Origin of the sequence: Streptomyces pathocidini, assembly GCF_001418495.1 — a bacterium.
Taxonomy (GTDB): Bacteria; Actinomycetota; Actinomycetes; order Streptomycetales; family Streptomycetaceae; genus Streptomyces; species Streptomyces pathocidini.
Genome location: NZ_LIQY01000278.1, coordinates 1 through 10,543, shown reverse-complemented (window position 1 = coordinate 10,543; position 10,543 = coordinate 1). Strand labels below are relative to the sequence as shown.

At 71.8% G+C, this 10,543-nt stretch carries 9 protein-coding genes, 2 tRNA genes and 1 pseudogene; 1 reads left to right on the top strand and 11 read right to left on the bottom strand.

Features of this window, described 5'->3' with window-relative positions; translation table 11 throughout:
- Positions 1 to 25: 25 nt before the first annotated feature.
- From AOK16_RS14865 to AOK16_RS14855, 3 genes and pseudogenes are all read right to left on the bottom strand, one after another.
- A pseudogene (locus tag AOK16_RS14865) lies at positions 26 to 1,435 on the bottom strand (GMC family oxidoreductase); the annotation flags it as partial.
- Positions 1,428 to 3,002, bottom strand: a complete 1,575-nt coding sequence (locus tag AOK16_RS14860) for an APC family permease (RefSeq protein ID WP_169790896.1) — start codon at positions 3,000 to 3,002, stop codon at positions 1,428 to 1,430. The gene AOK16_RS14860 and the pseudogene AOK16_RS14865, both read right to left, overlap by 8 nt.
- Positions 2,999 to 4,468 carry an aldehyde dehydrogenase family protein gene (locus tag AOK16_RS14855; RefSeq protein WP_055472733.1) on the bottom strand — a complete coding sequence of 490 codons (1,470 nt, stop codon included), beginning with the start codon at positions 4,466 to 4,468 and terminating at the stop codon, positions 2,999 to 3,001. Before AOK16_RS14855 ends, AOK16_RS14860 begins: the two co-directional genes overlap by 4 nt.
- A gap of 232 nt (positions 4,469 to 4,700) precedes the next feature.
- Here AOK16_RS14855 and AOK16_RS14850 point away from each other — a divergent pair.
- A tRNA-Met gene (locus AOK16_RS14850) sits at positions 4,701 to 4,774 on the top strand.
- A gap of 79 nt (positions 4,775 to 4,853) precedes the next feature.
- On the opposite strand, the gene AOK16_RS14845 is transcribed toward AOK16_RS14850, so the two are convergent.
- The 8 genes from AOK16_RS14845 to AOK16_RS14810 form a co-directional block, all read right to left on the bottom strand.
- Positions 4,854 to 5,255, bottom strand: coding sequence for a cupin domain-containing protein (locus tag AOK16_RS14845; protein WP_055472732.1), 402 nt, complete (start codon positions 5,253 to 5,255; stop codon positions 4,854 to 4,856).
- An 11-nt stretch (positions 5,256 to 5,266) separates the two neighbouring features.
- Positions 5,267 to 5,680 (bottom strand): cupin domain-containing protein, encoded by a 414-nt coding sequence (locus AOK16_RS14840; protein WP_055472731.1) that lies wholly within the window; start codon positions 5,678 to 5,680, stop codon positions 5,267 to 5,269.
- A 79-nt stretch (positions 5,681 to 5,759) separates the two neighbouring features.
- Positions 5,760 to 6,566, bottom strand: coding sequence for a phosphoenolpyruvate hydrolase family protein (locus tag AOK16_RS14835; protein ID WP_276202504.1), 807 nt, complete (start codon positions 6,564 to 6,566; stop codon positions 5,760 to 5,762).
- A gap of 14 nt (positions 6,567 to 6,580) precedes the next feature.
- Complete coding sequence (locus AOK16_RS14830) at positions 6,581 to 7,897, bottom strand: Tm-1-like ATP-binding domain-containing protein (protein ID WP_055472729.1); 1,317 nt, start codon at positions 7,895 to 7,897, stop codon at positions 6,581 to 6,583.
- Positions 7,894 to 8,466, bottom strand: a complete 573-nt coding sequence (locus AOK16_RS14825) for a carboxymuconolactone decarboxylase family protein (protein ID WP_079101387.1) — start codon at positions 8,464 to 8,466, stop codon at positions 7,894 to 7,896. Before AOK16_RS14825 ends, AOK16_RS14830 begins: the two co-directional genes overlap by 4 nt.
- Before the next feature lie 109 nt (positions 8,467 to 8,575).
- Positions 8,576 to 9,325 carry an SDR family NAD(P)-dependent oxidoreductase gene (locus AOK16_RS14820; protein WP_055472728.1) on the bottom strand — a complete coding sequence of 250 codons (750 nt, stop codon included), beginning with the start codon at positions 9,323 to 9,325 and terminating at the stop codon, positions 8,576 to 8,578.
- Positions 9,326 to 9,489: 164 nt separating this feature from the next.
- A tRNA-Leu gene (locus tag AOK16_RS14815) sits at positions 9,490 to 9,577 on the bottom strand.
- Between the two features lie 464 nt (positions 9,578 to 10,041).
- Positions 10,042 to 10,543: aldehyde dehydrogenase family protein (locus tag AOK16_RS14810; protein WP_157859218.1), on the bottom strand; the 502-nt coding region annotated here is incomplete at its 5' end.

Genomic DNA, 10,543 nt, shown 5'->3' with positions numbered 1-10,543 from the left:
ACACCGTCTACCACCCGGCCTGCCGGTCCTCGGGCGCGCCCATCCGGACCGTGCAGGCCGGGTGGTAGACGGTGTTGTGGGTCCGGCGGATGTAGTCGAAGAGCTCCTCGTCCGACCGCGCCTGGGGTCCCGGCGCCAGCTCCGCGCCGGCCCAGTCCGCCAGCGGCGCCTGCTCCGCGATCCGGCGCGCGAGCCGCAGCCCGTACGTCATGACGCGTACGTCGTGCTCGTCGGTGAAGTAGCGGGGGTCGACCCGCGGCTTGTCGCGGAAGTCGCGGGTGCGCAGGCGGACCGTGCCCGTGGAGCGGGCGCGGGTGACGTTCGGGGTGAGGCAGAAGGCGTTCTCGGAGGTGGGGTAGCCCTGCCGGTAGGTGTTCATGTCGAACGGGACCGAGCCGTAGTGGAACATCAGGTCCGGCCGGTCCAAGCCGGGTTCGGTGTCGGCGAAGATGCCGATCTCCCACCACTGCGTGGAGGAGGTGACCATGGGCTGCCTGGCGTCCCACATGATCACCCCTTCGGGGTGGTCCTGGAGGTTGGCGCCGACGCCCGGGGAGTCGACGCGCACCTCGATGCCGGTCTCGCGGAGGTGGTCGGCCGGGCCGATGCCGGAGAGCATCAGCAGCTTGGGGGTGTCGATCGCCCCGCACGCGACGATCACCTCCCTCCGCGCGGCCACGGAGTGCGTACGGAACAGGTCCGGCGCCAGGTACTCCACGCCCGTGCAGCGGCGGTGCTCCCCCAGGACCAGGCGCTTGGCCTGGAGCCCGGTCCGCACCTCCAGGTTCGGCCGCTTGCCCAGGACCGGGTGCAGATACGAGACGGAGGCGGAGGAACGGACGCCGTCCTCGCGCGCGTTGACCTGGAACCAGTTGGCGCCGCGTACGACCGTCGTGCCCGTGTTGAAGGGGGTGACCGGGATGCCGGCCGCCTCGCAGGCCGCCAGCAGCGCGCGTCCGCAGGGGTCGTGCGGCGGGATCGTGCGGAGGGTCACCGGGCCCTCGCGGCCGTGGTGGTCGCCGGGGGCGTCGTTGGTCTCCAGGCGCCGGAAGAGCGGGAAGGTGTCCTTCGCGCCCCAGCCCGTACAGCCCATGGCCGCCCATTCGTCGAGGTCCTCGGCCGGGGCCCAGAAGGCGATGCAGGAGTTGTGCGAGGAGCAGCCGCCGAGGACCTTGGCGCGGGCGTGGCGCAGGAAGCTGTTGCCGCGCTCCTGGGGCTCGACGGGATAGTCCCAGTCGTATCCGGACTCCAGCAGGCCCATCCACCGGTCGAGGCGGAGGACATGGTCGTCGCCGACGTCGGAGGGGCCGGCTTCGAGGACGCAGACGGTGGTGTCCGGGTCTTCCGACAGCCGGGCCGCGACGACGGCTCCCGCGGTGCCGCCGCCGACGACCACGTAGTCGAACTCGGCCCGGGGCATGGTGTCTTCACTCATCAAGACTCCCGGTCGGCTGCCGCTCGGCGCGGTGCTCCTCGAGCACCCCGGTGCGGTGCCGCTGGACGAACCAGTAGTAGGCGAAGCCGGCGCCCGCGACGACGCCGATGAACAGGAACGCGCCCCAGCGCAGGTACCAGTGCTGGGGGCCGGTCGCGTTGTAGACGTCGGGGCGCGGCCAGGCGAGGTTGATGGCCATCGCGGTGCCCCACAGCACCGCGAGGAGGTTGATCGGCAGGCCCCAGCGGCCCAGCGAGAACCGCCCCTCGGCCGGCTTCCAGCGGCCGCGCAGCCGCTGGACCAGCATGGGCAGGGTCACCGCCAGATACGCCAGGTAGATCATGATGATCGCGATGCTGGTGATGACCGAGAAGATCTGCGGCTGGTTGACGTTGAGGACCAGGATCGCGACGGCCACCACGCCGATGACGACCGCGGGCACGACCGGCGTCTGGAAGCGCGGGTTGACGCGGGCGAGGGCGGAGCCCGCCGGGAGGTTGTTGTCCCGGGCCATGGCGAACATCAGCCGGATCCCGGCCGTGTGCACGGCCAGCGCGCACACGGTGATCGCAATGACCACGCACCACAGCACGATCTCGCCGACCGTCGAGCCGAGCACGGTCAGGACGACGTACTGCAGCCCGCCGGTGGTCAGTTGCTCGGCGTGCAGGTCCGGGACGGCCAGCAGGGCGAAGAGCAGGATGAGCCCGCCGATGACGAACGAGGCGACCAGGGCCCGCAGGATGGCGCGCGGCGCGTTGCGGGCCGGATTCCGGCTCTCCTCGCCGAGCGAGGAGGCGGTGTCGAAGCCGTACATCACGTACGCGGAGGCCAGCGAGGCGGTCAGGAAGGCGCCCAGGTAGCCGAGGTGCTGGCCGGTGCCCAGGCCGTAGGTCTGGGTGAGGGCGCTGCCGGGGCCGCGGGTGAGGTGCGCGGCGAGCAGGATGATCAGCGCGATGGCGGCGATCAACTCGATGAACACGCCCGCCGAGTTGATCCGCGCCATCAGCTTGACGCCGAAGGCGTTCACCGCGGTCGTGAAGAGGACGAGCACCGAGCCGAGGAGTACGGCGTTGGCCGCGGCGTCGTTCTTCCCGGTGCCGTCGCCGATGAACTGGAACCAGTCGTCGATCCGCGGCAGCGTGATCTGGTAGGCGAGGGCGACGGCCGACAGAGTGACCATGGTGGCGGTCATCATCATCCAGCCGCCGAGCCAGCCGACGTGCGGACCGCCCAGCTGCTTGGCCCAGTTGTAGATGGATCCGGCGACCGGGTAGCGGGCGGCCAGCTCGCAGAAGCAGAGGGCGACCATCAGCTGGCCGGCGAAGACCATGGGCCAGGACCACCAGTAGGCGGGTCCGCCGAAGGCGACGCCGAAGTAGAAGAGTTGGAAGGTTCCGGTGAGGATGGAGATGTAGCTGACGCCGGCGGCGAAGGTGTGGAAGTTGCCGAGCGTGCGCTTGAGTTCGGGCCGGTAGCCGAGTTCGGCGAGTGAGGCGTCGTCGTGCGCGTCGTCCCGCGCGGGGCGGCCGCGTTCTCCGGGGCCGCCCGGCTCGGTGGCCGTCACGCGAACCACCGCAGCGGTCTGGGTGCGGTGTTGCGCCAGACGTGCTTGGTCTCCTGGTACTCGGCCAGGCCCGCGGGCCCCAGCTCGCGGCCGATCCCGGACTGCTTCATTCCGCCCCACTCCGCCTGCGGTACGTACGGGTGGAAGTCGTTGATCCACACGGTGCCGGCGCGCAGCCCCGAGGCCACCCGGTGCGCCCGCTCCGCGTTCTGGGTCCACACGGCCCCCGCCAGGCCGTAGGTGGTGTCGTTGGCGAGCGCCAGGGCCTCCTCCTCGGTGCGGAACCGCTCGACGGTGAGGACGGGTCCGAAGGACTCGTCGCGGACGACGGACATGCCGGGCACGCAGTCGTCCAGCACGGTCGGCAGGTAGTAGAACCCGTCCTGGAGTTCTGGCTGTTCGGGGCGGCGGCCGCCGCAGCGCAGCACCGCACCCTCGGCCAGGCCTGCCGCCACGTAGGCCTCGATCTTGGCGCGGTGCTCGGCGGAGATCAGCGGTCCGCTGCGGGCGTTCTCGTCGAAGGGGCCGCCGAGCCGGATCGTACGGGCCCTGGCGACGAGTTCGGTCACGAAGGCGTCGTGCAGCTCCTGCTCCACGAGCAGCCGGGCGCCGGCCGAGCAGACCTGGCCGGAGTGGAGGAACACGGCAGTGAGGGCGTAGTCGACGGCGGTGTCGAACTCGGCGTCGGCGAAGACGATGTTGGGGTTCTTGCCGCCCAGTTCGAGGGCGATCCGCTTCACGGTGGGCGCGGCGGCGGCCATGATGCGGCGGCCGGTCTCCGCGCCGCCGGTGAAGGACACCAGGTCGACCCGTTCGTCGCTGGTCAGCGGCGCGCCCGCGGTCGCCCCGGCGCCCAGGACGAGGTTCCCGACCCCGTCGGGCAGTCCGGCCTCGGTGAGCAGCCGCAGCAGGCCGATCGCGGTGTGCGGGGTCAGCTCGCTCGGCTTCAGCACGAAGGTGTTGCCTGCGGCCAGCGCCGGGGCGACCTTCCAGGCGGTCTGAAGGAGCGGATAGTTCCAGGGCGTGATCAGCGAGCAGACGCCCACCGGCTCGTGCACGACCCGGCTGTCGACGCCCGGCTGCCCGGTGTCCACGATCCGGCCCTCGGGCTGGGCCGCGACCAGGTTGCCGAAGTAGCGGAAGCAGTTCGCGATGTCGTCGAGGTCGTACTCGCTCTCGACCAGCCGCTTGCCGGTGTCGAGGGACTCGGCGCGGGCGAGCGCGTCCTTGTCGCGCTCCAGCAGCTCGGCGGTGCGCAGCAGGAGCCTGCCGCGCTCGGCGGCGGAGGTGCGAGGCCAGGGCCCGCGGTCGAAGGCCTCGCGGGCGGCGCCGATCGCGGCGGTGGCGTCCTTGGGCCCGGCCTCGTCCACGGTCGCGACCGGCGTCCCGTCGGCCGGGCAGCGGATCTCGCGGACCTGTCCGTCCACGGCGGCGGTCCACCGGCCGCCTATGAAGAGCTCCGGCATGGGTTTCCTCGGCTTCCCTGAGGCTTCCTGAGTGACCTGAGCGGCCTGAGCGGCCTGAGCGGCTTGAGCGGCCTGGGTGGCTTCCTGCGGGAGGTGCTTCCTGCGGATCCGTACACAGGCGAGTTTATGTGGCGGCGGTCACAGACGCCCAGGGAGTCCGCGGTTCCGGGCCGGGTCCGGGGACCAACGATTTGGCCGGAGCGCCCCGAGCGCGTAGGGTCATGTTCACCGACGCGGGGTGGAGCAGCTCGGTAGCTCGCTGGGCTCATAACCCAGAGGTCGCAGGTTCAAATCCTGTCCCCGCTACTTTCAGGCCAGACCCCCGGTGCTCATGCACCGGGGGTCTGGTGCTTTCCCTGCTCAGCGCCTGCCCGGCGGGAGTCGGTCAGTGCTCGCCCACCGGGAAGTCGGGGGGCAGCGGGCGCAGCGGCACCGCGTGGCGCGCCGCCGCGGGATCGCCGCGGTACAGGTGGCCGGACCGGCCGCCGGCCGGCTGGCCGGTCTCCAGGAAGAAGCCCGCGAGGGGCTCGTAGATCTCGACGATGTCGTGCTCGTCCCCGGCCCGGGTGAGGACGATGTCACCGGGCCGCAGATAGACCCGCTCCGCGCCGATGACGGCCTTGCCGCGCCCGGAGGTGATGAACCAGTACTCGTGATCGTCGTGGTGGTGCCGCTCGAAGACCCCGCCGGTGGCCGGGACGGCGAAGGCACCGGCCCGGGCCGCGCCGGCCCAGGCCGGACCGTTGCCGGCGTGCAGCCATTCCCGGGGAGTCCGGTAGACGGGCACGCGCGCCGCCGTCAGTTGGCCTGGGACCAGAGCGGGGCGACGCCCGGGCCGAGGATCTTCGCGTCCGGCAGGGTGTCGAGTACGTGCTCGGGGCCGCCGGGGTTGTACACCGCGAGCAGTCTCAGCGGGCGCCATGTGGTGTTGTACGTAGAGTGCACGACGCCCGCGGGCACGTAGACGGCGTCACCCTCGCGGATCGTGAAGGGCTCGGCGCCCTCTCCCACGGTCTGCACCCCCTCCCCGGAGATCACGTACAGCACCTCCTCGGAGCCCGGGTGGTTGTGCGGGGCGTGGCCCTGGCCGGGCTGGATGATGACCTCGCCGGTCGTCACCTTGGCCTCGTCGTCGAGGTCGGGGCTGATCAGCCACTTGATCTGACCCCAGGAGAACGAACGGGTCGACACGTCGTCCGGCTTGCGGGACATCGGAGTTCCTCCTCGGTGGGAACGGTGCGGGCGGTGCAAGTGGTGCAGGCGGTACGGGCGGTGGGAGCGGTGGGACGGCTCAGGACATCGGGATCGACTTGAAGTCGGTCAGCTGCTGCTTGATCGCACGCTCGGTGGGCAGCCGCTCCACGGAGGACGCGCCGAAGAACCCGACCACGCCGGTGGTGTGGGCGAGGATGTACGCCGCGTCCTCCGGCTCGGCGATGGGGCCGCCGTGGCAGAGGACGAGCACGTCCGGGTTGACGGCCACCGCGGCGTCGCGCATCTCCTGCACGCGCTCGGCCGACTCCTCCAGGGTCAGGGCGGTCCGCGCGCCGATGGTGCCGCTCGTGGTCAGGCCCATGTGCGGCACGAGCACATCCGCGCCCGCCTCGGTCATCGCGACGGCCGACTCGACGTCGAAGACGTACGGCGCCGTGAGCAGGTCCCGCTCGCGCGCCAGCCGGACCATGTCGACCTCGAGGCCGTAACCCATGCCCGTCTCCTCGAGGTTGACGCGGAAGATGCCGTCGTACAGGCCCACGGTGGGGAAGTTCTGCACGCCCGCGAAGCCCATCCGAGCCAGCTCGTCGAGGAAGTACGGCATGCGCCGGAACGGGTCCGTGCCGCAGACCCCGGCGAGCACCGGCGTCCGCTCGACGACCGGGAGCACCTCCCGGCTCATCTCCACGACGACCGCGTTGGCGTCGCCGTACGGGAGCAGGCCCGCCAGGGAGCCGCGGCCGGCCATCCGGTAGCGGCCGGAGTTGTAGATGATGATGAGGTCGACGCCGCCCGCCTCGGCGGCCTTCGCCGACAGTCCGGTGCCGGCGCCCGCGCCGATGACGGGTCTTCCGGAGGCCGCGGTGGCGCGGAGCGCGGCCAGTGATTCGCTGCGGTTCAGGGCTGGTTCCCCCTTCGGTTCCGGACGAGCCGGTGCAGCTCGTCCGCGGCGTGGACGGCGAACTCGCGGTCGTTGATGTGCTGTTGGGAGTCGACGACCTGGACGGCGGATCCTTTGACGGCTTCGAGCACCGCGGAGAACAGCGCGTCGTCGGCCTCGTACGAGGCGAACGGCCCGCCCGCCGCGTCCAGCGCCGACACTCCCCCGCGCGGGACGAGCAGGACGGTGGGCGCCTGCGCCGCGGCGAGCTTCCCGCCGATCCGCCGGCCCAGGGTCGCGTTCTCCTCCGGGGTGGTGCGCATCAGGGTGACCGTGGGGTTGTGGACATAGAAGAGCCGGCCGGCGAACTCGGCGGGCACGGTCTCCTCCGGCCCGAAGTTCACCATGTCGAGCGCGCCGAGGCTGACGACCTGCGGCACCCCGGCCGCCCCGGCCGCCGTCAGCCGGTCGGGGCCCGCGCTGAGCACCCCGCCGACCAGGTCGTCGGCGAGCTCCGTCGTCGTCAGGTCGAGTACGCCGGCCAACATCCCGGAGCGGGCCAGGGATTCGAGGGCGCGGCCGCCGGAGCCGGTGGCGTGGAAGACCAGGACCTCGTACCCGAGTTCGTCCAGGCGCTCACGGGCGGCGTCGACCGCGGGGGTGGTGACGCCGAACATCGAGGCGGCGATCAGGGGACGGGCGTCCGGCGCGCTGGGGGCGGCGCGGCGATCGGCGTGGGCTGCGCGGCGATCGGCGTGGGCTGCGCGGCGATCGGCGTGGGCTGCGCGGCGGTCGGCGTGGGCGCGGCCCATGCCGGCGATAGCCGCGGCGGCGTTGCCGAGGACCGTGGCCGAGATCTGGTTGATGCCCGCGATGTCGACGACGCTGTACATCATGGTGACGTCGGAGGCGCCGACGTAGGGGGCCACGTCGCCGGAGGCCATGGTCGAGACGATGAGCTTCGGCAGGCCGACCGGCAGGTCCCGTACGGCGCGGGCGGCGATGGCGGAGCCGCCGCTGCCGCCGAGGGCGAGGACGCCGTCCAGGCGCCCCTGTTCTGCCAAGCGCCGGAGGACGACCGCGGCCCCCTCCCCGGCCGCCCGGGTCGCCGCCCCGCGGTCCGACCGGTCCCTGATCTCCTCGATCGAGGTCCCCGCGGCCCGCGCGACCTCGTCCTGGGCGACCGCGATCCGCGAGGTGAATCCGGCCGGCTCCCGGTTGCCGACATCCACGACGAGGGGATCCGCGCCGAGTTCGGCGAGCCGGTCGGCGACCCACTGGTACTCGGCACCCTTGGTATCGAGCGTGCCGACGAGGGCGATGGAGACGGTCATACGGCCATCCCACCCGTGCCGGGCACAGGCCGACTCGGGCCGTACGAGTCGGGGCAGGGGCTGTTGGCGCCGGGCGTACTCGAGTCGTACGGGTCGGGGCCAGGCGTACTCGGGCCGAGCGCGCCGGGGCCGGGCGTACTCGGACCGTACGAGTCCGGGCCAGCCGTACCCGGGCCGAGCGCGTCCGGGATGTCGACGCCGAGCTCCTTCATCGTCTCCGTCACGACCTTGATCGCGTTGAGGGCGCGGGGGAAGCCCGCGTACTGGACGGTGTGGATGACCGTCTCCAGGATCTGCGTCGGTGTGAGGCCCGCGTTGAGCCCGCCGCGGGTGTGGCCCCGCAGCTGCGCGTCGACGCCGCCCAGCATGGTCAGGGCCGCGAGGGTGGCCATCTCCCGCTCCGCGAGGGTGAGTCCGGGCCGGGAGTAGATGTCGCCGAAGTTGAACTCGATGCCGAGCCTGGCGAGGTCCTTGCCCAGTCCGTCCTGCCAGTCGAGCAGGCCCTCGGACGAGCCCGGTCCGTAGATCTCCTCGAACTTGCCGCGCCCTTTGGCGAGTCTGTCGGTCATGTGAGCCCTTTCGGATCGGTGCCCGTCGGGTCGAGCAGCCGAGATCGATTGCCGTCGGATCGAGTGGCCGAGAACGGTTGCGTCGGATCGAGTGGCCGACCGGTTGCCGTCAGATGGAGTGGCCGCCGTCGAGCGGCAGGATGACGCCGGTGATGTTGACGGCGGCGGCCGAGGACAGGAAGACGACGGTCTCCGCGAGGTGTTCGGGCTCACCGAGGAGCCGGGTGGGGATCTGAGCGAGGAGGCTCTCCCGCCATTCCGGGGTGTCGTTGTCGCGGGCGCCGGTGGCCTGCGCGCCGGGGGCGATGCAGTTGACCGTGACGCCCTGCTCGGCCAGTTCGATGGCCAGCGCCTTGGTGAGGCCAACCACGCCCGCCTTGGCCGCGGCATAGGCGGTGGCCCCCCGGACGAGCCGGCCGCCGCCGATGGCGGCCACGGAGGAGATGTTGACGATCCGCCCGAACCCGCCCTCCAGCATGGCGGGGAGCACGGCGCGGGTGGCATTGAAGACCGAGGTGAGGTTGCGGTCCACCTGGGTCGTCCACGTCTCGTACGTCATCTCGTGGAAGAACGAGACGGCCCCGCCGCCCGCGCTGTTGACGAGGATGTCGGCGCCGCCGAGGTCCTTGACGGCCCGGCCTACGGTGTCCTGCACGGCGTCGAAGTCGGTGAGGTCGACGGCGGCGGGGATCCAGCGCCGGCCGTGGGCGGTGACGGCGGATTCGACGGTGTCCAACCCCGAGCGGTCGAGGTCGGCGCCGATGACGTCGGCGCCGTCCGCGGCGAGGGCGCCGCAGATGACGGAGCCGAGTGCACCGGCGGCGCCGGTGACGACCGCACGGCGGCCTGTGAGTCTCATGCGTCCTCCATGGAGTGGGAGTTCCGTGGTGCGCTGAGCGGGAGAGGGCTGGCGAGCGTACTGAGCGGGTTGAATCGTTCCAGAAGGAACGGGGCACCACCAGACCACAAAAACGAATTGGCCCGCTCTCCGGTGAAAACCAGAGAGCGGGCCAATTCGATTGCTGGTGTCCGAGGGGGGACTTGAACCCCCACGCCCGATAAAGGGCACTAGCACCTCAAGCTAGCGCGTCTGCCATTCCGCCACCCGGACCAGGTGAACCGCGGTCTCCCGCGGCGACGGGGTCAACGATACCAGGGGTTTGGCGCGCCTTTCACCTGCGTATCCCCGGCGATCAGAGGGACAGGGCGTACGGCCGGTGAGTGATCGCGCACGATTGGTGACAGGTGGTCGTGCACGGTTGGTGGCGGGCATCGCGGATGGGCGGCGACGGCTCCGGAGCCACGCCTCCGGGATCAAGACTGGCTCCGAAGCCACGTCTCTGGCAGGAGCCACGTCTCTGGCATCAGGAGCGGCTCCGGGGCTGCGCCTTCGACATCAGGGCCAGCTCCGGAGCCACGCCACTGGTATCAGGAGCGGCTCCGGAGCTGCGCCTTCGGCATCAGATCCGGCTCCGGAGCCCACGCTTCCGGCGCAGCGGTGGGCTTCCGGGCTGCACCTCCGGCACGGCGGCGAGCTCCCCGGCTACGCCTCCGGCACGGCAGTGAGCTCCCCGGCTACGCCTCCGGCATCAGGTGGTAGTCCGGGAAGTTGCCCGGGGGGCGCTCGTCCGGCGGGCCCTGGGTGACCGCGCGGACCAGCAGGTCGCCGCCCACGAAGGCGCCGCGCCAGGAGGCGCCGAAGCCGCCGAAGAGCTCGTCGCGGTCGCCGCGCGAGCGCGGCTTGCCGAGGCCGATCTTGAAGGCGCGGACCTCCGCGGCCAGCCGCTTGGCCGTGTCCTGGTCGTCGCAGGAGAGGGTGGCGACCAGCGCGCCGTTGCTCGCGTTCATCGCCGCCAGCAGCTCCGCCTCGGTGTCCACCAGGACGATCGTGTCGACCGGGCCGAAGGGCTCCGCGTGGTGGAGCGGAGAGCTGGGCGGCGGGTTCAGCAGGGTGACCGGCGGGAGGTACGCGGAGGTGTCCTGGCCGGGGAGGAAGTGGCCGTCGGCGAGGCTGCCGCGGTGCAGCGGCACGGCCCCGCGGTCGACGGCCTCCGCCACCTGGTCGGTCAGCTCCTTG

What these genes read in the sequence shown, in the direction of transcription:
- AOK16_RS14855 (WP_055472733.1), bottom strand. Translation starts at nt 4,468, where the DNA reads ATGCCGGAGCTCTTCATAGGCGGCCGGTGGACCGCCGCCGTGGACGGA.
- AOK16_RS14840 (WP_055472731.1), bottom strand. Translation starts at nt 5,680, where the DNA reads ATGTCCCGCAAGCCGGACGACGTGTCGACCCGTTCGTTCTCCTGGGGT.
- AOK16_RS14830 (WP_055472729.1), bottom strand. Translation starts at nt 7,897, where the DNA reads ATGACCGTCTCCATCGCCCTCGTCGGCACGCTCGATACCAAGGGTGCC.
- AOK16_RS14825 (WP_079101387.1), bottom strand. Translation starts at nt 8,466, where the DNA reads ATGACCGACAGACTCGCCAAAGGGCGCGGCAAGTTCGAGGAGATCTAC.
- AOK16_RS14820 (WP_055472728.1), bottom strand. Translation starts at nt 9,325, where the DNA reads ATGAGACTCACAGGCCGCCGTGCGGTCGTCACCGGCGCCGCCGGTGCA.